The organism is Bacillus sp. 2175, from assembly GCF_057812155.1.
In genome coordinates this window covers 2958725-2981133 of the sequence record NZ_CM173819.1, presented here as the reverse complement: position 1 = coordinate 2981133, position 22409 = coordinate 2958725, and the positions used below count along the sequence as shown (strand labels likewise).

General features: G+C 34.9%; 21 protein-coding genes and 2 pseudogenes. 18 read left to right on the top strand and 5 right to left on the bottom strand.

Annotation, left to right across the window (positions count from 1 at the left end):
• Positions 1-2: 2 nt before the first annotated feature.
• Complete coding sequence (locus tag ACXKY9_RS15520; protein WP_000903340.1) at positions 3-1763, bottom strand: peptidoglycan D,D-transpeptidase FtsI family protein; 1761 nt, start codon at positions 1761-1763, stop codon at positions 3-5.
• 383 nt (positions 1764-2146) lie between these two features.
• On the opposite strand from ACXKY9_RS15520, the gene ACXKY9_RS15515 reads away from it, so the two are divergent.
• Both ACXKY9_RS15515 and bla read left to right on the top strand, forming a co-directional pair.
• Entirely contained in the window at positions 2147-4279 is a 2133-nt protein-coding gene (locus ACXKY9_RS15515) for a peptidoglycan D,D-transpeptidase FtsI family protein (RefSeq protein WP_000662988.1), read from the top strand.
• 218 nt (positions 4280-4497) lie between these two features.
• Positions 4498-5424 carry a class A beta-lactamase Bla1 gene (bla, locus tag ACXKY9_RS15510; protein WP_002101021.1) on the top strand — a complete coding sequence of 309 codons (927 nt, stop codon included), beginning with the start codon at positions 4498-4500 and terminating at the stop codon, positions 5422-5424.
• Between the two features lie 269 nt (positions 5425-5693).
• Here the strand turns inward: bla and ACXKY9_RS15505 are convergent, their stop codons facing one another.
• The gene (locus ACXKY9_RS15505; protein ID WP_000448567.1) at positions 5694-5894 is read right to left on the bottom strand and encodes a DUF2187 family protein; all 201 of its coding nucleotides are present in this window, start codon (positions 5892-5894) and stop codon (positions 5694-5696) included.
• Between the two features lie 701 nt (positions 5895-6595).
• On the opposite strand from ACXKY9_RS15505, the gene ACXKY9_RS15500 reads away from it, so the two are divergent.
• The 6 genes and pseudogenes from ACXKY9_RS15500 (at position 6596) to ACXKY9_RS15475 (ending at position 10857) form a co-directional block, all read left to right on the top strand.
• Entirely contained in the window at positions 6596-7468 is an 873-nt protein-coding gene (locus tag ACXKY9_RS15500; RefSeq protein WP_000534865.1) for a YitT family protein, read from the top strand.
• A 223-nt stretch (positions 7469-7691) separates the two neighbouring features.
• Positions 7692-7784: pseudogene (locus ACXKY9_RS15495) on the top strand (phosphoesterase); the annotation flags it as partial.
• Positions 7785-7998: 214 nt separating this feature from the next.
• Positions 7999-8250: a hypothetical protein gene (locus ACXKY9_RS15490; RefSeq protein WP_000548621.1), complete on the top strand. Its 252-nt coding sequence runs from the start codon at positions 7999-8001 to the stop codon at positions 8248-8250.
• 187 nt (positions 8251-8437) lie between these two features.
• Positions 8438-9163 (top strand): ABC transporter ATP-binding protein, encoded by a 726-nt coding sequence (locus tag ACXKY9_RS15485; protein WP_001187071.1) that lies wholly within the window; start codon positions 8438-8440, stop codon positions 9161-9163.
• The gene (locus ACXKY9_RS15480) at positions 9160-10179 is read left to right on the top strand and encodes an ABC transporter permease (RefSeq protein WP_001266728.1); all 1020 of its coding nucleotides are present in this window, start codon (positions 9160-9162) and stop codon (positions 10177-10179) included. The genes ACXKY9_RS15485 and ACXKY9_RS15480 overlap by 4 nt, the downstream gene beginning before the upstream one ends.
• Before the next feature lie 24 nt (positions 10180-10203).
• On the top strand, positions 10204-10857 hold the full coding sequence (locus ACXKY9_RS15475; RefSeq protein WP_001168198.1) for a TetR/AcrR family transcriptional regulator: 654 nt from the start codon (positions 10204-10206) through the stop codon (positions 10855-10857).
• Between the two features lie 122 nt (positions 10858-10979).
• Here ACXKY9_RS15475 and ACXKY9_RS15470 read toward each other — a convergent pair whose 3' ends face one another.
• A complete protein-coding gene (locus ACXKY9_RS15470) occupies positions 10980-11279 on the bottom strand; it encodes a WGxxGxxG family protein (protein WP_000728151.1) in 300 nt (99 codons plus the stop codon).
• Positions 11280-11512: 233 nt separating this feature from the next.
• Here ACXKY9_RS15470 and ACXKY9_RS15465 point away from each other — a divergent pair, with 233 nt between their 5' ends.
• The 10 genes from ACXKY9_RS15465 to ACXKY9_RS15420 all read left to right on the top strand — a co-directional run bounded on the left by ACXKY9_RS15465 (position 11513) and on the right by ACXKY9_RS15420 (position 21534).
• Positions 11513-12481 carry a YbgA family protein gene (locus ACXKY9_RS15465; RefSeq protein WP_001248633.1) on the top strand — a complete coding sequence of 323 codons (969 nt, stop codon included), beginning with the start codon at positions 11513-11515 and terminating at the stop codon, positions 12479-12481.
• A gap of 216 nt (positions 12482-12697) precedes the next feature.
• Positions 12698-13843, top strand: a complete 1146-nt coding sequence (locus ACXKY9_RS15460) for an acyl-CoA dehydrogenase (protein ID WP_000397282.1) — start codon at positions 12698-12700, stop codon at positions 13841-13843.
• A gap of 15 nt (positions 13844-13858) precedes the next feature.
• Complete coding sequence (locus ACXKY9_RS15455; RefSeq protein ID WP_000486742.1) at positions 13859-15196, top strand: acetyl-CoA carboxylase biotin carboxylase subunit; 1338 nt, start codon at positions 13859-13861, stop codon at positions 15194-15196.
• A gap of 26 nt (positions 15197-15222) precedes the next feature.
• A complete protein-coding gene (locus ACXKY9_RS15450; protein WP_001987345.1) occupies positions 15223-15438 on the top strand; it encodes an acetyl-CoA carboxylase biotin carboxyl carrier protein subunit in 216 nt (71 codons plus the stop codon).
• Between the two features lie 21 nt (positions 15439-15459).
• Positions 15460-16371, top strand: a complete 912-nt coding sequence (gene mvaB / locus ACXKY9_RS15445; RefSeq protein ID WP_000775433.1) for a hydroxymethylglutaryl-CoA lyase — start codon at positions 15460-15462, stop codon at positions 16369-16371.
• Between the two features lie 4 nt (positions 16372-16375).
• On the top strand, positions 16376-17164 hold the full coding sequence (locus tag ACXKY9_RS15440) for an enoyl-CoA hydratase (protein WP_000939798.1): 789 nt from the start codon (positions 16376-16378) through the stop codon (positions 17162-17164).
• 2 nt (positions 17165-17166) lie between these two features.
• On the top strand, positions 17167-18708 hold the full coding sequence (locus ACXKY9_RS15435) for an acyl-CoA carboxylase subunit beta (protein ID WP_000886744.1): 1542 nt from the start codon (positions 17167-17169) through the stop codon (positions 18706-18708).
• Between the two features lie 49 nt (positions 18709-18757).
• Positions 18758-20698, top strand: a complete 1941-nt coding sequence (locus ACXKY9_RS15430) for an AMP-binding protein (RefSeq protein WP_000806481.1) — start codon at positions 18758-18760, stop codon at positions 20696-20698.
• Between the two features lie 335 nt (positions 20699-21033).
• On the top strand, positions 21034-21249 hold the full coding sequence (locus ACXKY9_RS15425) for a hypothetical protein (RefSeq protein ID WP_000236250.1): 216 nt from the start codon (positions 21034-21036) through the stop codon (positions 21247-21249).
• A 45-nt stretch (positions 21250-21294) separates the two neighbouring features.
• Positions 21295-21534 (top strand): hypothetical protein, encoded by a 240-nt coding sequence (locus ACXKY9_RS15420; RefSeq protein WP_000254002.1) that lies wholly within the window; start codon positions 21295-21297, stop codon positions 21532-21534.
• Between the two features lie 17 nt (positions 21535-21551).
• On the opposite strand, the pseudogene ACXKY9_RS15415 reads toward ACXKY9_RS15420, so the two are convergent.
• Both ACXKY9_RS15415 and ACXKY9_RS15410 read right to left on the bottom strand, forming a co-directional pair.
• Positions 21552-21608: pseudogene (locus ACXKY9_RS15415) on the bottom strand (exosporium leader peptide-containing protein); the annotation flags it as partial.
• A 197-nt stretch (positions 21609-21805) separates the two neighbouring features.
• Positions 21806-22174 (bottom strand): FtsB family cell division protein, encoded by a 369-nt coding sequence (locus ACXKY9_RS15410; RefSeq protein WP_000526886.1) that lies wholly within the window; start codon positions 22172-22174, stop codon positions 21806-21808.
• Between the last annotated feature and the right edge of the window lie 235 nt (positions 22175-22409).

Below are 22409 nucleotides of genomic sequence, written 5' to 3'. Positions count from 1 at the left end.
GTTCACTTTAATGAACCTTCCTCTTTGTTTTTATTCTCTTTTTGAAGAGTATTCCAGTACTCTAAAATTTCTGATGTAACGAGAGCGGCAATGTTTTTTTCTGAATTACTACCAGGAATAACGACAGAAACGGCAATTTGTGGATCTTCAGTAGGAGCATATGCAATGAAAAGAGAATGATTTATCATTCTTTCTTGCTCATTCGGAAAACCTGTAATACCTGTTTTACCTGCGACGTCAAAGGGCAACTTTTTAATTTCCTCTATATTTTGACTCATTCCACCTTGCACGACACTCCAAAAGTTCATCGGGTAACGATTTGAACTTTCTAAAATTGGTTTAAACTTTTTTGTTTCCTTACCGTCCGGACTAATAATTGCACTTACAGTTTGAGGTTTATATTTATCACCTTTACTTGCCAAAGTTGCTGCATATTGAGCGAGTTGAAGAGGGGTATGCACTTCATTTCCTCCCCAAGAGGCGTTTAATAAAGCGGAGATTCCATTTTCAAACTTATTAGATGGATGGAATTCATATTGTCCGTCTTCTTCAAAGGGTAAATCAATCCCGGTTTTAGAACGTAGGCCGAATTGCATTAAATAATCTGTCCATATATGTGCCACTTTTTCTATATTCCCATTATTTTGGTTGAATAGGGGCAGAGCTACTTTTGCTGTCATAAATGTGTTAGATGAATTAATGATAGCCTGCCTCGGTGTAATCTCCCCTGTTGGTGTTCCAGGCGCATTCGTAATGTTATTTTGATTATCATACTGAAAAGTACCTTTATCTAAATAAGTATCTTCGGGTTGGAAAAGCTTTTCGTTTAATCCAATTAAAATAGTGAGTGGTTTTATAGTAGAAGCCATATTTACATAAGATTCACCATACTTTAATTTTTGAATTGCTTTATTTTGCGAAAGAGAGTTAATGTTTTCTTTTCTAGAAGATACACGTGTATTTAATATATTTGGATCAAAAACTGCCGTGTTGGCCATAGTTAAAATTGCGCCAGTTTTTGCATCGCTTACTACAGCATAACCAGCTTTAGCATCAGGTATTTTCTTAATTTGAGATCTTAATGCTTCTTCTGCTTTTTGCTGCAACTCAGAGTCTAAAGCTAGCCGTACATCTTTACCTATTTGTACTTTTTGAATGTCCCATAAGAACTTTTTATTATTCAATTTAAAAATAAGAGTTTTACCTGGTTTTCCTTTTAAATCATTTTCATATTGCAGCTCAATCCCGCTTTTTCCAACAGCCATATGCTTTGAATTAAGGTCATTTTCTACATACCCAATTACTTGTGAACCAATTTCGTGTTTAGGATAATATCGAATCCATTCATCTTTAATTATTACATTATTGGGTTTGTTTTTGTTTATGAATGCAAGTTCATTCTCAGTTATATGAGAGTATAACGGTATATCATTCATAGTCTGCTTTTTACAAGATTGTTGTAATTGAGATTTTATGTTCTCTGTAGAAATATCATGTTGAAACTCGCTTGAAAATTGATTAAAAAAAGCTAATGTGTTCGATGTATCTTGTTTCGATAGCTTTTCATCATTAGAAGTGCAATATAGAGACTTAACTTTCTTATTTGTAGCTAGTATTACACCATTTTGATCAAAAATCTTTCCTCTTTCAGCTGAAGAAGTTGCGATAGTAATTGAAATGAAGTTGATTTTTAATAAAATTAGTAAAATCAAACCTACAATAGAAAGAACCGCAAAAAATCTCCATCTTTTTGTATGTAACATATAACCCTCCCTTATGTAGCCTATTTCATCTTATATTTAATTATTTTTTTTGTAAATGTGGAACAACTTTATTGTTTAGGTTGTCTATTAAGTATTAAAGCATGAAGAAAGGAATAATTAGCATGAAAATTTACTAGCAAGTCTATATGTAAGTTTAATAAGAGTCATTATACAGTTTAGCACTTCTAATGCAAGCGGCAAAAAAATAGAGAGAAAACAAGAAGGGAGAGTTATTAATGCCGTAGCTAAACGAAAAAGAATGGATGCTTACAAGGATTAAGCAAAAAATTGAGGCGATATTTATAACCGATTAGCGGTATCTAATATATAAGAAATGCTTTTAGTATTTGTAGCAATTTCTGAAAGGATTAAATGGAGGATTTATGAAAGAACAAAAAGGCAAGAAGCAGAAGACATATATATCTATTCGATTAAATATAATGTTCCTTTGCATATTTGTACTATTCTCAGCTATTATTATGCAGCTAGGAAAGGTACAAATCGTTGAGGGAGAGGCTTATAAGAACCAAGTGGAAAGTAGTCAAAATGCAATAACTAGTATTCCAGTTCCACGTGGACAAATTTTAGATCGAGAAGGGAAAACAGTTGTTAATAATAAATCTCTTCGCACAATTACGTATACAAGGGTGAAGGGAATTACGAGTGAAGATATTTTAAAAACAGCAAAAGACTTGGCGAAAGTACTTGAAATGCCTGAACAAGATATAAATAAATTAACAGATATCGATAAAAAAGATTTTTGGATGCAGTTGAATTCGAAACGTGCGGAGACAAAGATTACTAAGAAAGATATAGAAAAGTTTAAAGAAAAGGGTATAGAGGGAAAAGAGTTAGATAAAAAAATAGAAGACTTAAGACGAGGTCGGGTTACAGAGGTAGAATTAGCAGAATTAACAGCACAAGATTTAAAGGTGTTAGCTATTAAAAGTAAAATGAGTTCAGGTTATCAACTAACACCACAAATCATTAAAAAAGATGTAACAGATGAAGAGTATGCGCGGATAAGCGAAAATCTTGCGAATTTTCCAGGAGTAGATGCAACTGTTGATTGGGAACGTAATTATGTAAACGATAATTTATTTCGTTCTGTATTAGGAAATATTACGAGTAGTGAAGAAGGATTACCGAAAGAAAATTTAGATTCTTATTTAGTACGTGGATATAACCGTAATGATCGTGTTGGAAAAAGTTATATTGAACAACGATATGAAGATGTATTACACGGCACAAAAGAAGAAGTAAAAAATATTACTGATAAATCAGGAAACATTGTTAGCACAGAAATAATCTCTAAAGGAAAAAGTGGTAATAGTTTAACATTAACGATTGATATGGAATTACAAAAGAAAGTGGAAGAAAGTATAGAAAAAAACTTGAGAGCTTTTAAGAGTTCAGAGCCACTGCTCGATCGAGCTTTTGTTGTCATGACGAATCCAAATAACGGACAAATTTTATCAATGGCAGGCAAAAAGATTGTAGAAAAAGAAGGGAAAATAGAGGTTGAGGATTTGGCATTAGGAAACATGACAACTTCGTATGAGCTAGGGTCAGCTGTAAAAGGTGCTACTTTATTAACTGGATATGAGACAGGGGCAATACATCCAGGAGATCAATTTTATGACGCGCCGATGAAATTTAAAGGTACACAAGCTAAGAAATCGTGGAATGTATCCGGATTTGGTAATATTAATGATTTACGGGCTTTACAAGTATCTTCGAATGTATACATGTTCCAGACAGCTTTAAAAATTGCGGGGGTCAATTACGTACCAAATGGCTCATTGGATATTAAACAAGGAGCATTTGATACGATGCGCTATTATTTCAAGCAATTTGGTTTAGGTGTCCCAACAGGTATTGATTTACCGAATGAAATAATTGGACAAACGAGAAAAGTAGATAGTCAACCTGGGTTTTTACTAGATTTTTCTATCGGTCAGTATGATACGTATACGCCGTTGCAATTAGCGCAATATATTTCAACGATTGCGAATGGTGGTTATAGAATGCAACCTCAAATTGTACAAGAAATACGAGAACAATCAATAAAAGAAGAGGTTGGCAAAGTTATACGTTCCATAGAACCTGTCGTATTAAATCGAATTGATATGAAGAAAGAACATATTGATCGGATAAAAGAAGGGTTTAGATGGGTATTCCAAGAAGGTGATGGAACTGGCGTGAAATATTTCAAAAACGCGCCATATAAACCAGCAGGAAAGACAGGAACAGCCCAAACTGTATATGGTGGAGATGACCCGATTGGTAGAAATGCAAAAGGAGAACGTATGGAATGTTACAACTTAACGTTAGTTGGATATGCTCCATATGATAATCCAGAAGTAGCATTTTCCGTAGTAGTTCCATGGCTTCATGATGATAAAAATGGAATTAATTCTATAATTGGAAAGGAAGTATTAGATGTATACTTTGATTTGAAACAGCAACGTATACATGGTGAAGCTACTAGTACAGGTAGTTCTAAGCAAAATTAGAGTACTTTTCTCAGGGAAGAGACCCTGTTCATATAAAGCCATTTATAAGTAAAAAAATGAAATATGAAATAAGAGATAGAGGCGTCGTAGCTACTATCTCTTATTTTGTTAATAACTCTCATACTAGCTATAATTTTTTTAGTTTGTGGAACAAATTTGGTTCGGTGATTGTCTATTATGTGTACGTATAAAAAGGTGCTAAAAATTTGGAAGGAATGATGATTTTGAAAAATAAGAGGATGCTAAAAATAGGAATATGCGTTGGTATATTAGGTTTAAGTATTACAAGCCTAGAAGCTTTTACAGGAGGGGCACTGCAAGTTGAAGCGAAAGAAAAGACTGGACAAGTGAAACATAAAAATCAGGCGACGCATAAAGAGTTCTCACAACTTGAGAAAAAATTTGATGCTCGAGTAGGTGTATATGCGATTGATACTGGTACAAATCAAACAATCTCTTATCGATCTAACGAAAGATTTGCCTTCGCATCAACCTACAAGGCTTTAGCAGCAGGAGTATTACTACAGCAAAACTCAATTGATACATTAAATGAAGTAATCACATTTACGAAAGAAGACTTAGTGGATTATTCACCTGTTACAGAGAAACATGTAGATACTGGAATGAAACTAGGAGAAATTGCTGAGGCTGCTGTTCGTTCAAGTGATAATACTGCAGGGAACATTTTATTTAATAAAATAGGCGGACCTAAAGGATATGAAAAAGCGCTTAGGCATATGGGGGATCGGATTACTATGTCTGATCGCTTTGAAACAGAATTAAACGAAGCTATTCCAGGAGACATTCGTGACACTAGTACAGCGAAAGCTATTGCTATGAATCTTAAAGCTTTTACGGTCGGAAATGCACTTCCAGCTGAAAAACGTAAAATTCTTACAGAGTGGATGAAAGGAAATGCTACAGGGGACAAACTTATTCGTGCAGGCGTACCAACTGACTGGGTAGTTGGAGATAAATCAGGTGCTGGTAGTTACGGGACAAGAAATGATATTGCTATCGTTTGGCCTCCAAATAGAGCACCAATTATCATCGTAATTTTATCTAGTAAAGATGAGAAAGAGGCAACCTATGATAATCAACTCATTGCAGAGGCAACTAAAGTTATAGTTAAGGCTCTTAGATAATAATCTCTCAATTCTTTATGTAATATCATTAAAAATAAGAACTTGGAAAGCGATTCTTTTTAGTATGATGGCTGTAAATTAAAATACTATAAAAACAACGCTATAAAAAAGATCCTAGTGTGTACTAGTGTCTTTTTTATGTTACCGATTTACTTCATCTTTTAATCTTGCTATTTGCCATGCAGTAAGACCCCACCTCAAAATTCAACGAAAGAAAAGAAGTTAGGTGGGGCCCTGCTGCCCGTAAAAGCCCGATTGGTGAGGGCTGATTAAAGTTTCACTTTATAATAACCATGTTTTACAACTTGCCTAGTTTCTTCAATAGCATGTGTTTCAGCAATTTCAGCAATATCAACTACAATCGTATTTTGTAAGATATTAACTACACAACCTGTTAATTGTAAGGTGGAGTTATTACGATAGGGAAATTGTACGTAGGAACCAATTGTAACATTATTTTTTGTCTCCATATGATACACCTCGTTGTTAAAAGTTTTCTTCTATGTGAAGATTCTTGCATCATATAATACACGAATGAAGATAAAATACAAGAGTGAAAAGAAAGAATATATTGAATAAATTACTCTCGATTAAGCGTAATTTAAATAGTTTTCACATCATAAAAACATTGAAAACTAGAGTGTTTATAAAACTTACTTATTTTATAAAAAACTTAAACAATCCTACATTATGTATCTTGTTTTAATAAAGAGAAAGAATATTAATTAATGGAATTTCACTTTAGTTTTAGGTATATTATAATTGACTGAATGAGTATATTGGTCAGTTAGTGCTATTTTGAGACTTGTAAAGTAGCACTCAGTATGTTTATGGAATTGATTTCATGAACTACGGTTTTGATACTGTGTGATAGGTAAGTGGACGGAAATAATTTAAACTCTTGGGAGGTGGAACAGCCAGTAGTTTCTGTGTGCGGTCTATTAACAATAATTTCATGGTGTTTAAATGGCAAAGTGGATAACGTATTTAATAGGGTAACGCATGATTAGTAGTTATAAGAATCCATACATATACCGTATACCCTTCGGATTAAGTATAGGAAGTTATAGTTTGAGAGAAGTTACATAGTAGGGTGTAACACTAAGATTAAAGAAGCTGATGTAATTATAAAATGACAAAAAGAGAAAAATGTGAGAAATGAGGAATTGAGATGGGAAGTATAAGGACTAAAAATGTTAATAAATTAAAAAGAATCTCGCAAGCAATTTTAATTGTTATTGGAGCATTTATAACCGCGTATGGATTAGAGGCTGTACTTATTCCTAATAATGTCTCAGATGGTGGTGTAACAGGTATAAGTATCGTTAGTTCTCAGTTATTTGGGTTGCCATTAGGTCTTTTAATTGGATTTATTAATATTCCATTTGTTTGGTTAGGTTATAAACAAATCGGTAGAGGATTTGCAATTTATTCAGTTATTGGTATTGTATCACTTGCAATAGGTACTGTGATTATGCATAATGTGCCTACAATTATTGAAGGAGATACATTGCTAGTTACTGTTGTTGGTGGTGTGATTATTGGCTTTGGTATGGGATTGGCACTTCGTAATGGTGGGGCGTTAGATGGAATTGATATGTTAGCGGTATTGTTGTCTAGAAGATTACCGTTTGGCACAAGTGATCTTATCTTGTTTTTAAATATGTTCGTATTTATTTTTGTGTCAACAGTATTCGGTCTTCAGGGTGGAATTTTATCAGCGATTGCGTACTTTATTGCTTCTAAAGTAATTCATATTATTGAAGTAGGATTAAGTGGCTCTAAAACATTTAAAATTGTTACAAAAGAACCTAAATTAATGATAGATACAATTTGGGAACGTCTTGGGAGAAATGCAATCTATAATGAAATGTATGGTGGCTTTTCGAAAGAAGCTTATAAAGAAGTTAGCTGTGTTATCAGTCGTTTAGAAGAGAATAAAATGAAGGAACTTATTCATGAAATTGATGAAAATGCCTTTGTCACTGTATATGATGTTGCGGAAGTACAAGGCGGTAACTTTAAAAAGCATGATATCCATTAAGGGGATTAATTAAGTTAAATATTTTATACATAGTTGATTATTGAAAAAGATAAAAAACTCATCACATATAGATAGACAACTGGTATGTACTAAGATCTACAACTGCAAGGTACATAGAACTAAAACTAAGATATTCATGCGAACTCAAAAAGCCGAATTTCCTTAACTTAGGAATTTCGGCTTTAATGTTATATGATACTATTAGAACAGAACCGGGCATGTTACATCAATGGTAGTGAGTAGAGGATTAGGAAATAGTATCATTCCGCAAAGAATTTTGAATAGGCCAGAGATTGTAGTCGTGCAGTTAAATTAAGCTGTACGATTTTTTTATACAAAAGTGAGTAAAGAGATTTTATGTATTTTGCAGGAGTTAACATTACAATTTTGTTAAAAATTTTCTACGTTACATAAAGTAACAAAATTTGACCCTGATTGTTTGTTATAGTGTAAATAATCAAAAAACTTAAAATTTGTCGAGTGAAAATTGTGATAAGTAATTCATGTAAAAAACTTAAAGGGGTGTACACATGCATAAAGAATATGAAATTGAAGAATACACGGCGATTGAGGAACAAATACATTATTATTGTAAATGTTTATTAGTAAGTCATCCTGATCAAATAATAAAGTATTTAGAAAAAAGGTTAGAAAAATATGCAGAAACATTACAATATGCACATTTATATCCTGACACAGTTATTTTACCGTTACAGCAATTAGTTATTGAATATTCTTTAGATGTTGCTAGAATTCGGAAGTATATGAATTTAAAAACGTAAAGTGAAATTTATAGTTTAAATGAAACAGAGTCGACTTTAGGAAATGAAATTCTAATGTCGACTCTGTTTCATTGTTTAATATCGTTGATTAAACATACATACTAATCAATGAAGTTTGACATATAATTAAGCAAGGGTAAAATAAAAGTGAGTACTCACTCATTTTATTGGAAAAGGAGGATGAAATGTGCAACAACCTTCCATTATTTTACGGACTGTATCAAAAAGTTTTGGAAAAAAAGAAGTGTTACACAATCTTTCATTGCAAGTTGAAAAAGCAGAAATTTTTGGTTTTGTTGGACCTTCTGGATCGGGGAAAACAACGCTCATTAAAATGATTGCAGGTATTAATGAGGCAACGAAAGGTGAAGTGCTTGTTAATAATACTAATATGCCTAATTTAAATGAAATGAAAAGAATTGGTTATATGGCCCAGGCGGATGCATTATACGAAGAATTGTCAGCATATGAAAATGCAGATTTTATAGCAACGATGTATGGACTAAAGGGAAAACGTAAAAAGACAAGAATTGCAGAGGTTTTTGAACTTGTACAATTGTCACAGTATATGAAAAAGCAAGTACAACAATTTTCAGGCGGAATGAAAAAACGCTTATCATTAGCAATAGCGCTCCTTCACGAACCAGAAATATTAATTTTAGATGAGCCTACAGTGGGGATAGATCCGCTTCTTAGAAAAACGATTTGGGAAAAATTTTATGATCTTAAAAAGAAAGGCACAACGATTATTGTAACGACGCACATTATGGATGAAGCTGAATTTTGTGAGCGTCTAGGGTTAATTAGAGAAGGGAAACTAGTTGCGGTTGGAACAACTGAAGAATTGAAAAAACGCGTTTCATCTGGACGGATTGAAGATGTCTTTTTGCTAGAAGAGGTGGTGCCATCATGAGAGTTACTGGTGTAATTATACGTATTATTCGTCAATTTTTTCGAGATAAGCGTTCGTTAGCAATGATGTTTGGAGCGCCGATGTTATTACTTTGGCTTTTGTCACTAGTGTTTACACAGAAAGACTATATACCGCAAATTGCTGTTGTTGATATGCCCGCTCAAATAGTAAAAGTGATGAAAAATCAAGAAGCGTCAATTTATGAATACAGTAAGGAAAAGGCGATTTCTGAGTTGGAAAAACAAAAGGTAGATGCAGTATTTCGAATAGAGAATGGAAAAATGAAACTTCTGTTGGAAGGTAGTGATTCGTCAAAAAATCGTGCTGTACTTCAAGTATTGCAAAAAAGCACAGAGAAGAATGATGTATCGATTATGAAACCTGAAGTAAATTATTTACATGGCTCTAAAGACTTTACGATGTTTGATGGGCTTGGTCCTGTATTAATTGGTTTCTTTACATTTTTCTTTGTATTTATATTATCAGGTGTATCTTTCGTAAGAGAACGTTTAAGTGGTACGCTAGAAAGGTTATTATCCACCCCAGTAAGAAGATGGGAAATAGTCGCAGGTTATATTATTGGTTTTGGAATCTTTGCCTTTATACAATCCATTATTATCGTAAGCTTTTCCGTTTATATTTTAGATTTATACGTAGCTGGCTCCATATGGCTAACGCTACTTATTACATGTATGCTCTCTTTAACTGCACTAACATTAGGTACGTTTTTATCGGCATACGCAAATAATGAATTTCAAATGATTCAATTTATACCGCTTGTTATTGTGCCACAAATCTTCTTTTCTGGATTGTTTCCAATGGAATCTATGAATAAGTGGCTACAAATGTTAGGGAAAGTATTTCCACTCACATACGGCGCTGACGCAATGAGACAAGTGATGATTCGGAATCAAGGGTTTACAGAGATTGCATTAGATCTTACTGTATTATTACTTTTTTCACTATTATTTGCAGTAGGAAATGTATTTGCTTTAAAGAAACATCGCAAAATATAATAATGACAAAAAGGAGCTTTATAAATGCAGAAGGATTGGCTGGAGGAATTAATAGCTGCAACTAATACGGATAAACGAAATGAACGTCAAATGCGAATATTAGAGGCGGCTGTTGATATGTTTGGAGAAAAAGGATACGCTTCAACTTCAACAAGTGAAATTGCAAAGCGTGCTGGTGTAGCGGAAGGAACCATCTTCCGCTACTATAAGACGAAAAAAGATTTATTACTAGCGGTCGTAATGCCAACTTTAACTAAGTTCGTTGCACCATTTTTCGTACAAACCTTTGCAAAAGAAATATTTAAATCAGAGTATGAATCGTATGAAGGACTTTTAAGAGTTGTAATTCATAATAGATTTAAATTTGCTCAAAAACACTTTCCTATGATAAAAATATTAATTCAAGAAGTACCATTTCAACCAGAACTAAAAAATGAAATACAGCAATTAGTAGAAACAGAACTGTTTTCACATTTCAAAAAGTTGATTGTGAAATTTCAAGAAGAAGGAGAGATTATTGAGATACCACCATCTTCCGTACTACGTCTTACTTTATCAGCTGTATTAGGTTTATTATTAACACGATTTTTATTATTACCTGAAGAAAAATGGAATGATGAAGCAGAAATTGAAAATACGATTCAATTTATATTGTATGGATTAACTCCACGAATTTAATCGTCGAAGTGTGAATTACATATATTACTTTTTAAGTAAAAATAAATCGCCTTTAAAAAGGCGATTTATTTTCGTTATATATTTTTGATAAATAAGTACTTGTTTATTAAAAACATTCTAAATCAGCGTGTTTCTTTGTCTCTTCTTCTAAGACCTAATAATCCTGCTAGTCCTAATAAACCAAGCCAAGCCCAATTATTATTTCTATCACGATTATCATTTAAATCATTTGTTGTATTTACATTTCGAGTTCTTACATCATTATTAACTCTGTCTAAATTATTGTCATTTACTCGAGTTGAAATATCAGTGTTATTCACTCTATTCATATTATTTCCATCGTATTCAGCTTGCGCAGATGTACCTAAAAACATAATAGAGAGTGCTAAAACACTTAAAATAGATGATAATTTCTTTTTCATAACAATTCCCTCCTTTCTTAATCATTAATTTCTCCGGAGCATCTGTGTATTATTCATTTCACAATATCTAAACCAGTATAATAGGGCGCACATTTATTGAAAATAGAGTTGAATGATTGTTAATATATTATTGGATATATATTTCTCATAAAAATAAATGAATCAAACTTTGCTTAAAATGTTAATCCTAGTACAATTTATAGTATACGGACTAGCACTAAGGAGGTAATGAGATGCGGCAATTTGCAAAACCTACAATCGTCGTAAGTAAATGTTTAGAATTTGATGCTTGTCGATATAATGGAGAGATGATTCCAGATGTAACAATACGAAATTTGCAGCCATTTGTTACATTTATACCTGTTTGTCCAGAAGTGGAGATTGGATTGGGAACTCCTCGTGAAACGATACGAATTGTAGAAGAAAATGGTGAGAACAGACTTGTGCAACTGTCGACACGAGAAGATGTAACTGAAAAAATGGAGCAGTTTTCAAATGACTTTTTACAAACGATATCGGATGTGGATGGTTTTATTTTAAAGAATCGTTCACCAAGTTGTGGTACGCGTGATGTGAAAATTTATTCTGGTTTTGAAAAAGCGCCAGCAAAGGGAAAAGGATCGGGCTTATTTGGCGGAGCAGTAGTAAAAAAATTTTCGCATCTTCCTATTGAAGAGGAAGGCAGATTGTCGAATTTTATTATTAGAGAGCATTTCTTTACAAGACTATTTACAATCGCATATTACAAAATGATTAAACATAATAAAAATATGAAAGACCTTGTATCGTTTCAGTCGGACAATAAATATTTATTTATGGCATATAATCAAGTGAAACAAAAGGAATTAGGGCGTATAATTGCAAATCACAAAAATGAAAAGATTGAAGTTGTATTTGAAAACTATGAGAAGACTTTATATGAATTATTTATGCGCACCCCCCGCTATACATCGAATGTAAATGTATGCGAGCACATTTTTGGATACTTTAAAACAAAGCTAAAAAAACAAGAAAAAGATCATTTTATAGAACTGTTACAAAAGTATGCAGAAAAGAAAATACCACTTAGTAGTTTACTTACAATTCTAAAATCATGGGCCATTCGATTTGATGAAAAGTATTTATTAAGACAAACGTATTTCGAACCATACCCTGAAGCATTAGTAGAAATTTCTGATTCGGGAAAAGGTAGAGATTATTAAACAATAAATTACATAATTCGACACAAAATCTCCTATGTTGTTGTAGAACAATGTAGGAATTTTTTTGTGCATTAGTACAGAATCTGTTTTAAAATTAAGTTATGACAGAATTATAGCAATTGTCTAACTAATATTCTTGTCTTTTAAGTTGTTATGTTTGTAGTAGAAACTCGCACGCTGTCGAAACTCAATATTCGATAAGGGGTGTGTAGCGGAATGGAATTTACTCTAACTCGCGAAAAACAAATGATTAAAGAAATGGTACGTGACTTTGCTGAAAAGGAAATCGCACCGAAAGCTGTATATTATGACAAAACTGCAGAGTTTCCATATGAAACATTTCAAAAAATGGGCGAACTAGGATTATTAGGCATCCCATTCCCAGAAGAGTATGGAGGTTCAGGTGGCGATACTGTATCGTATGCGTTAGCAGTTGAAGAAATTGGTCGCGCTTGTGGTGGCACTGGTTTAAGCTATGCTGCAACAATTTCATTAGGTGCTTCTCCAATTTATTATTTCGGTACAGAAGAACAAAAACAAAAGTATTTAGTTCCAATGGCGTCAGGTAAAACATTAGGTGCCTTCGGATTAACGGAGCCGAATGCTGGATCAGATGCAGGTGGTACTCAAACGAAAGCGGTACTAGATGGCGATGAGTATGTAATCAGTGGTGAGAAGTGTTGGATTACAAACGCAGAGTATGCAAATACCATTATTGTAACCGCTGTCAACGGTGTTGAAGAGAATGGTAGAAAACGCATTTCAGCATTTATCGTACCTACTACTAGTGAAGGATTAACGATTTCTAGTCCTTACGATAAAATGGGCGTTCGCGCTTCTAATACTTGTGAAATCGTACTTGATGGTGTTCGTGTACCGAAAGAAAATATTCTTGGTGATGTAAATAAAGGTTTTAAACAATTTTTATATACACTTGATGGAGGACGTATTTCAATCGCAGCATTGGCAGTTGGTATTGCGCAATCAGCCTTTGAACGTGCATTGCAATATGCGAAAGAACGTCAACAATTTGGAAAGTCAATCTCTAATTTCCAAGCGATTCAATTTAAATTAGCTGATATGGCGACTGAAGTAGAGCTAGCACGCAATTTAGTACATAAAGCAGCTTGGTTAAAAGATAATGATAAACCTTTCGGCAAAGAAGCGGCAATGGCAAAACTATTTGCATCGGAAGCAGCAAGCCGTATTGCGAATCAAGCAGTACAGATTCATGGTGGATATGGTTATATGCGTGAATATGAAGTTGAACGACATATTCGTGATGCGAAACTATTAGAAATTGGTGAAGGAACTTCTGAAATTCAACGTCTCGTAATTGCTAGACATTTAGGATGTAGATAAAAGGGAGGAATCACTATGTTTCAAAAAATATTAATTGCGAATCGCGGGGAAATTGCTGTTCGTATTATGAAAACTTGTCAAAAACTTGGCATACGCACTGTTGCTATTTATTCTGAAGCAGATGAAAATGCCCTTCATGTGAAGATGGCAAATGAAGCTTACTTAGTAGGTGGACCGCGTGTTCAAGAAAGTTATTTAAACCTTGAAAAAATTATTGAAATAGCTAAGAAGACAAATGCAGAAGCGATTCATCCGGGTTATGGTTTATTATCAGAGAATCCGTCTTTTCCGGTTCGTTGCAAAGAAGAAGGTATCGTATTTATCGGTCCTTCAGAAGAAATCATTACGAAGATGGGAAGTAAAATCGAATCACGTATCGCAATGCAAGCAGCAGATGTCCCAGTAGTCCCAGGTATTACTACAAATATTGAAACTGCTGAAGAAGCAATTGAAATTGCAAAACAAATTGGTTATCCATTAATGCTTAAGGCATCCGCAGGCGGCGGAGGCATTGGTATGCAGTTGATGGAAACTGAGCAAACGCTCACCAAAGCGTTTGAAAGTAATAAAACAAGAGCGCAAAACTTCTTCGGTAACGGAGAAATGTATTTAGAGCGATATATAGCAGACGCGCATCATATTGAAATTCAGCTTTTAGCAGATACACATGGTAACACAGTGTATTTATGGGAGCGTGAATGTTCGGTACAGCGCCGAAATCAAAAAGTAATCGAAGAAGCACCTTCACCATTTTTAGATGAAGGTACACGAAAGGCGATGGGAGAAGTTGCTGTACAAGCTGCCAAAGCACTTGGCTATACAAATGCAGGTACAGTTGAGTTTCTTGTAGATGATCAGAAGAACTTCTATTTCTTAGAGATGAATACGAGATTACAAGTAGAGCATCCAGTGACAGAAGAAATTACGGGATTAGACCTTGTAGAACAACAACTTCTGATTGCAAGTGGAGAGAAACTATCATTTACTCAGGATGATGTAAAACGTAGTGGTCATGCCATTGAAGCTCGTATTTATGCAGAGGATCCGAAAACATTCTTCCCATCACCTGGGAAAATTACAGATTTAACATTACCGTCAAATGTACGGATTGATCACTTCTTAGAAAATCATGTAACGATTACACCTTTCTATGATCCAATGATTGCGAAAGTCATTGCACATGGGGAGACTCGTGAAGAAGCAATTTCGAAATTACATGATGCTCTAGAAGAATTAAAAGTAGAAGGTATTAAAACGAACACGCCAATGCTACTGCAAGTTTTGGAAGACGAAGTGTTCAAAGAGGGTATTTATACAACAGGCTTTGTAACGAAACAACTCGTTAAAAAATAAGATTTAACAATATTAAGGGGGAAAAAATGATGACGAAAGTATACGCATCGATGGCAGGAAACGTTTGGAAGATTGTTGTAGGAGTAGGAGATACAGTAGAGGAAGAGCAGGATGTCGTCATTTTGGAATCTATGAAAATGGAAATTCCAATCATTTCAGAAGAAGCTGGCACAGTTATGAAAATTAATGTGCAAGAAGGCGATTTTGTAAATGAAGGAGATGTATTATTAGAAATTGAATAGGGAGATATAGGGGGAAGCGAATTGAAACTACCTAATTTTGCTGTCATTAAAGAAGTCGGGCCACGTGATGGCTTACAAAATGAAAAAAAGATTGTTGGCACAAAAGATAAAGTAAAATGGATTCAACTACTTACAGAAGCAGGATTGTCGTATGTTGAAGTTTCCTCATTCGTTCACCCAAAATGGGTCCCTGCATTAGCGGATGCAAATGATGTATTTTCTGAGCTAAAAAGGGATCCAAATGTTACATATGCTGCGCTTGTTCCGAATCAAAATGGTTTGGAACGAGCTTTTTTGCAAAATGTAGATGAGGTGAATGTTTTTTTATCAGCAAGTGAATCTCATAATAAAAGTAATATTAATAAATCGATTAAAGAAGCATTAGTTGTAATTGAAGATATAACAAAACAGGCATTATTCGAAGGGAAAAAGGTAAGAGGCTATGTTTCTACTGTATTTGGATGTCCTTATGAAGGGGATATAAGTGTCGCAGCAGTTGACGAATTATGTAATCAACTATTTTCATACGGCATTTATGAAGTTTCTCTTGGGGATACAATCGGTGTAGCGAATCCATTACAAGTAGAACAAGTATTAGAACATCTATTAAAGAAGTATGATGCTTCGCAGTTTGCCATGCATTTTCATAATACGTATGGAATGGCTCTAGCGAATGTAGTTAAATCATTAGAATACGGTATTACAACGTTTGATAGTTCTTGTGGTGGACTCGGGGGCTGCCCTTATGCACCAGGAGCATCAGGTAATGTTGCCACTGATGACCTAGTACATATGCTCCATAAATTAGGAGTCCAAACGAATATAGACGAAGAAAAGTTATTGAGAGCTAGTCAATTTATTCAAAGTAAGTTGAATATCCAATTACCGAGTCATGTGTATAGAGCGCTTCAACATAAAACGATAAGTAGGTGAGAAGATGCTACAATTACAAAACATTTCAGTTGATTATGTAACACCTCACGTAGTAAAGATTTCGTTAAATCGTGCAAGACAAGCAAACTCATTATCTTTGGCATTATTAGATGAACTACAAACGATATTAACTCAAATAAGTGAAGATTCAAACGTACGTGTAGTTATTTTGACTGGTGCTGGTGAAAAAGCATTTTGTGCTGGTGCAGATTTAAAAGAGCGTGCCGGTATGAATGAAGAACAAGTTCGCCATGCTGTTAGTATGATTCGCACTACTATGGAGATGGTTGAACAATTACCACAGCCAGTTATTGCTGCTATAAATGGAATTGCACTTGGTGGTGGTACGGAATTAAGTTTAGCTTGTGATTTTAGAATTGCTGCTGAATCTGCAAGTCTTGGTCTTACTGAAACGACACTTGCAATTATACCAGGAGCAGGTGGTACACAGCGCTTACCGAGATTAATTGGTGTTGGTAGAGCGAAAGAATTAATTTATACAGGTAGACGTATTTCAGCGCAAGAAGCAAAAGAATACGGTTTAGTAGAATTTGTTGTACCAGCTAATTTACTTGAAGAGAAAGCGATTGAAATAGCAGAGAAAATTGCTAGTAATGGACCTATTGCTGTTCGATTAGCAAAAGAGGCAATTTCAAATGGTATTCAAGTTGATTTACATACCGGATTACAAATGGAAAAACAAGCGTATGAAGGTGTAATCCATACGAAAGATCGAATAGAAGGATTACAGGCATTCAAAGAAAAACGCAAACCGATGTATAAGGGGGAGTAAATATGTTAGACCAAAAACAACAATCTAATTCATTTGAAGAACGAGTTGAAACAATTAAACAAGGCGGGGCACCGAAATATCATGAGCAAAATAAAGCAAAAGGAAAATTATTCGTTCGAGACCGTTTAGCGCTTCTATTTGATAATGGCGAATATGTAGAAGATGCATTATTTGCTAACTGTGAACAAACAGGCTTACCTGCGGATGGCGTTGTAACGGCAACGGGTAAAATACATGGTCGTACTGCGTGTGTAATGGCCAATGATTCTACTGTAAAAGCTGGATCATGGGGATCACGCACAGTTGAAAAGATTTTACGTATTCAAGAAACAGCTGAAAAACTACGTGTTCCGTTATTTTATTTAGTCGACTCTGCTGGAGCGCGTATTACAGATCAAGTAGAAATGTTCCCAGGGCGCCGCGGTGCAGGAAGAATCTTCTATAATCAAGTGAAGTTATCAGGTAAAGTTCCTCAAGTATGCTTGTTATTTGGACCTTCTGCAGCTGGTGGTGCGTATATTCCAGCCTTTTGTGACGTTGTAATGATGGTAGAGGGAAATGCATCTATGTATTTAGGATCTCCTCGTATGGCTGAGATGGTTATCGGTGAGAAGGTAACTTTAGAAGAGATGGGCGGAGCTCGTATGCATTGCTCTGTATCAGGATGCGGAGATGTTTTATGTAAGACAGAAGAAGATGCGATTACACAAGCAAGACAATACATTTCATATTTTCCAAACAACTATTTAGAAAAGACTCCATTGGTTACACCTCAAGAACCGAAACAATTCGATAAAACGTTAGAACAAATCATTCCAGAAAATCAAAATGCTCCTTTCAATATGAAAGATCTCATTAATAGAGTTATTGATGAGGGTTCATTCTATGAAGTAAAAAAATTATTTGCTCAAGAGCTAATTACAGGCTTAGCACGTATTGATGGTAAGCCAGTTGGTATTATTGCAAATCAGCCGCGTATGAAGGGTGGCGTATTATTCCACGATTCAGCTGATAAAGCTGCTAAGTTTATTAATTTATGCGATGCATATCATATTCCATTATTATTCCTTGCGGATGTACCAGGATTTATGATCGGTACAAAAGTAGAGCGTGCCGGTATTATTCGCCACGGTGCAAAAATGATTTCTGCAATGAGTGAAGCAACTGTACCGAAGATTTCTATCGTTGTTCGTAAAGCATATGGCGCTGGTTTATATGCGATGGCAGGTCCGGCATTTGAACCAGATTGCTGTCTGGCATTACCGACAGCCTCTATTGCGGTAATGGGTCCAGAAGCTGCGGTTAATGCTGTATATGCAAATAAAATTGCAGCTTTACCAGAAGAAGAGCGTGCTAGCTTCATTGCTGAAAAACGTGAAGAGTATAAGAAAGATATTGATATTTATCATTTAGCATCAGAGATGGTGATTGATGGTATTGTTCATCCAAACAATTTACGTGAAGAGTTAAAAGGACGTTTCGAAATGTATATGAGTAAATATCAAGTATTCACGGATCGTAAACATCCTGTATATCCAGTTTAAAAGCCCTATTTAGGGCTTTCTTGCTCAAAAAGTTAAGGAGGGGAAAACATTGAAACAAGCAGTTTGGTTTCCAACAGAAGAGTACAAGGAAAAAACACGTTTATATGGTTGGATGAAATCATTGGGATATGAAGATTATGAAACTTTTTATAATAAATCTATTGAGGAAACAGCTTGGTTTTGGGGAGAGGCAGAAAAAGCAGTTGGCTATCAATGGATGAAACCTTATACAGAAGTATTAGATTTAGAAAATGGTACACCGTTTGCACAGTGGTATAATGGTGGAACATGTAACGTTGTAGAATCAGCTTTATCCCGCTGGCTTGCGGATGAAGAGACGAGAATACAGCCAGCACTTCAGTATGAAGGGGAAAATGGAACTTCAAAATCATTTACATATGAAGAGCTTGATAACTGGGTAAGCCGTGTTGCCAATGGTTTGAAACACGCGGGTATTGAAAAAGGTGACCGTGTAACAATTTATATGCCAATGATTCCAGAAACAGTTGTTGCGATGCTAGCTGTAATGAAAATTGGAGCAATTATTTCACCAATATTCTCAGGCTTTGCGTCTGATGCAGTTATGACACGTGTGCAAGCGGCAGGTTCAAAAATGATTATTACCGCAGATGGATTTTCACGCCGAGGTAAAATTGTTTCTTTAAAAGATGAAGTAGATAAAGCTTGTGAACATTGCCCAACTGTTGAAAAAGTGGTAATCGTTCGTCATGCAGGAAATGATTTTACACCACATAACTATGACTTTTCGTGGAGTACGCTAGAAAAAGAAAAACCATTCATACATGCCGAAGAAATGCAAAGCGATGATCCATTAATGCTCATTTATACATCAGGAACGACTGGTAAGCCGAAAGGAACAGTACACACGCATGCAGGATTTCCTTTGAAAGCAGCCTTTGATGCAGGATTTGGAATGAATATTAAACAAGGTGATCGTGTATTATGGGTAACTGATATGGGCTGGATGATGGGGCCATTTCTATTATTCGGTTCACTCATTAATGGAGCAACGATGGTTATGTACGAAGGTGTTCCAGACTTCCCAGAAGCAGACCGGTTATGGGAGACAGTTGATAAATATGAAATTACTCATCTAGGTATTTCGCCAACGTTAATCCGAGCATTAATGGCAAAAGGTGATGAGTATGTCAATAAACATTCTTTAAAGAGTTTGGAAGTATTCGCATCAACAGGAGAACCTTGGAATCCTGATCCATGGATGTGGCTGTTTGAAACAGTTGGAAAAGGAAATGTTCCAATCTGTAACTACTCAGGTGGAACTGAAATCTCTGGTGGGATTTTCGGTAATGTTCTTATTAAGCCAATCGCACCGATTAGTTTTAACGCATCTTTACCAGGAATGGCAGCTGTCGTACTGGATGATCAAGGTAAACCAATTCGAGATGAAGTCGGAGAATTATGCTTAGAGAAACCTTGGGTAGGTATGACGAAAAGCTTCTGGGAAGATGATGAACGTTACGTGAACACATATTGGTCACGTTTTGAAAATAAATGGGTCCACGGTGACTGGGTCATTTACGATGGTGAACAATATATCATCACAGGGCGTTCAGACGATACGTTAAATATTGCAGGTAAACGTATTGGACCTGCTGAATATGAATCTATTCTTGTGAAACATAACGATGTAATTGAAGCTGCTGCAATTGGTGTACCTGACGAAGTAAAAGGTGAAGTTTGTCATTGTTTTGTAGTATTAAGAGATCATGTAACATTCACAGGAGAATTAAAGAAAGAATTAATGAGTTTAGTAAACTCTCATATTGGAAAAGCGTTGTGTCCTAAAGATATCCACGTTGTAGAAGATTTACCGAAAACACGTAACTCTAAAGTAATGCGCCGTGTTATTAAAGCAGCTTACTTAGGAAAAGAGTTAGGTGATTTATCATCGCTTGTAAATCCTGAAGTAGTTCCGTTTATTCAGGGGTTACAGTCTAGTAAATTATAAAGTTAGAAAGGATCTCTGTATAAATAGAGATCCTTTTTTATGTTTATAAAAAGAAAAGAAGTGAATTTGATGAAGAAGAAAAATTCTACTATTAGTGTTAAGTATGTCTGTTTTATAGTTTTTATTAAAATACGATACTGTGGCATGTTTATTCATTGGAGTAATTAAATTTTGTTAAGGATGAAATTCAATAAAAGCGTTATTTTAATAGGCTGTTACGAAATTTAATTTGAAAGGCACATCCAAATGATAAAAAAAGAGCACTATAAAATCAGTGCTCTTTTTATTAGAAATTGCTTAGTTCTTAAAAATAAAATCATTACGGACAATTCACAATGGTAATAATGACGCTAGCCATTGTTCCAGGAGAATCAAGAAGTGAAGCAGTAACGGTTACTGTTCCAGGCCCATTAGCGGCTAGAAATACAGCGGTAAAGTTACCTGAGGCATTGGTAATGACAGCAAGAGGAACCATGAAAGCAAGAGATGGGTTACTAAACGAAAAACTGACCACTACCCCTGGAGTAGGAATACCGTTTACTAATACTTGACCCGAAAAAAATAAAGTATTATTTCCTTGAGTGGATACACATGCTGTGGTTTCGTTAGAAGTCAAGGTAATAGATGCAGGTCCAGCAGGAAGATTAAATCCAGTTGGTCCAGTTGGTCCAGTTGATCCAGTTGATCCGGTTGGTCCAGTTGATCCAGTTGATCCAGTTGATCCAGTTGATCCAGTTGGTCCGGTTGATCCGGTTGATCCGGTTGGCCCAGTCGGTCCAGTTGATCCGGTTAATCCAGTAGCTCCTGTAGAACCGGTGGGACCGGTAGGGAATTGAAAAGGTTGAACAGTTGGAAGTGTAGGTCCAATAGAACCGGGATTAAGTGCAGCAAAAGATAAAAACTCGTCCATTATTTATCACCTCTAAAAATCGTATTACTAATAGTAAATGTAATGATAGAGCAAAGTGAAACGGACAAGCGGTTTTATTTTAACAAATTAAACAAAGTAGTTATATGATAGAAAGAGAGATTAGTATGATTCCTTTAGAAATTAAATATAAAAAGGCGATTATCTTCAAATCGCCTTTTAGGTAATGCCGTGTAATTTTATTCAGTTATTTGAAATATAGTTTCATTCGGTTTGGAAAATCCATACAGTTTCCTTGCGAATTTTAAAATTTCTTCTTCACTACTTGTTAAAGCCTTGACATCCTTGTTAAGGGAATGACCATCCTTCTTTACAGAAGATAATTTTTGTTGTTCCGTATTAAGTGTGATTTGTTTTTCTTTAATCATTTCTTGTTGGTTATTCAGAGAATATTGAAGGACAAAAATTATAGGTAATATAAAAGCCAAAGTAGTTATAATACGGCGTCTTGTTTTTTTTATACTACCTTGTTGGGTATTAGGATTCACTTGCTGTGAGGGTATATTAGGATTTGATTGGTGTGATGATACTTTTGGGATGTTTCCCATTAAAATGCCTCCATTACTGATTGTCGAATTTAAACCGTTTAATAGTATTATAAATGTTCAATAAGGATTTTAGAAGATATTTTAATATAGGTGAGTTTTGTAAAGTTTAAACAAAATCTTTATTTAAATAAAAGAAACCCCGCTTGTCTCTGGGGTTTCTGAAGGCAATGAAAGTACTCGACTAATTAAAGATTCCATGAATTTTTTGCTGAAAATACTGGTGAATTCGTCTGAA

What these genes read in the sequence shown, in the direction of transcription:
- ACXKY9_RS15520 (WP_000903340.1), bottom strand. Translation starts at nt 1,763, where the DNA reads ATGTTACATACAAAAAGATGGAGATTTTTTGCGGTTCTTTCTATTGTA.
- ACXKY9_RS15435 (WP_000886744.1), top strand. Translation starts at nt 17,167, where the DNA reads ATGTTAGACCAAAAACAACAATCTAATTCATTTGAAGAACGAGTTGAA.
- ACXKY9_RS15425 (WP_000236250.1), top strand. Translation starts at nt 21,034, where the DNA reads ATGGTAATAATGACGCTAGCCATTGTTCCAGGAGAATCAAGAAGTGAA.
- ACXKY9_RS15475 (WP_001168198.1), top strand. Translation starts at nt 10,204, where the DNA reads ATGCAGAAGGATTGGCTGGAGGAATTAATAGCTGCAACTAATACGGAT.
- ACXKY9_RS15465 (WP_001248633.1), top strand. Translation starts at nt 11,513, where the DNA reads ATGCGGCAATTTGCAAAACCTACAATCGTCGTAAGTAAATGTTTAGAA.
- ACXKY9_RS15470 (WP_000728151.1), bottom strand. Translation starts at nt 11,279, where the DNA reads ATGAAAAAGAAATTATCATCTATTTTAAGTGTTTTAGCACTCTCTATT.
- ACXKY9_RS15500 (WP_000534865.1), top strand. Translation starts at nt 6,596, where the DNA reads ATGGGAAGTATAAGGACTAAAAATGTTAATAAATTAAAAAGAATCTCG.
- ACXKY9_RS15490 (WP_000548621.1), top strand. Translation starts at nt 7,999, where the DNA reads ATGCATAAAGAATATGAAATTGAAGAATACACGGCGATTGAGGAACAA.
- ACXKY9_RS15480 (WP_001266728.1), top strand. Translation starts at nt 9,160, where the DNA reads ATGAGAGTTACTGGTGTAATTATACGTATTATTCGTCAATTTTTTCGA.
- ACXKY9_RS15460 (WP_000397282.1), top strand. Translation starts at nt 12,698, where the DNA reads ATGGAATTTACTCTAACTCGCGAAAAACAAATGATTAAAGAAATGGTA.
- ACXKY9_RS15515 (WP_000662988.1), top strand. Translation starts at nt 2,147, where the DNA reads ATGAAAGAACAAAAAGGCAAGAAGCAGAAGACATATATATCTATTCGA.
- ACXKY9_RS15440 (WP_000939798.1), top strand. Translation starts at nt 16,376, where the DNA reads ATGCTACAATTACAAAACATTTCAGTTGATTATGTAACACCTCACGTA.
- bla (WP_002101021.1), top strand. Translation starts at nt 4,498, where the DNA reads ATGATTTTGAAAAATAAGAGGATGCTAAAAATAGGAATATGCGTTGGT.
- ACXKY9_RS15410 (WP_000526886.1), bottom strand. Translation starts at nt 22,174, where the DNA reads ATGGGAAACATCCCAAAAGTATCATCACACCAATCAAATCCTAATATA.
- ACXKY9_RS15505 (WP_000448567.1), bottom strand. Translation starts at nt 5,894, where the DNA reads ATGGAGACAAAAAATAATGTTACAATTGGTTCCTACGTACAATTTCCC.
- ACXKY9_RS15450 (WP_001987345.1), top strand. Translation starts at nt 15,223, where the DNA reads ATGATGACGAAAGTATACGCATCGATGGCAGGAAACGTTTGGAAGATT.
- ACXKY9_RS15455 (WP_000486742.1), top strand. Translation starts at nt 13,859, where the DNA reads ATGTTTCAAAAAATATTAATTGCGAATCGCGGGGAAATTGCTGTTCGT.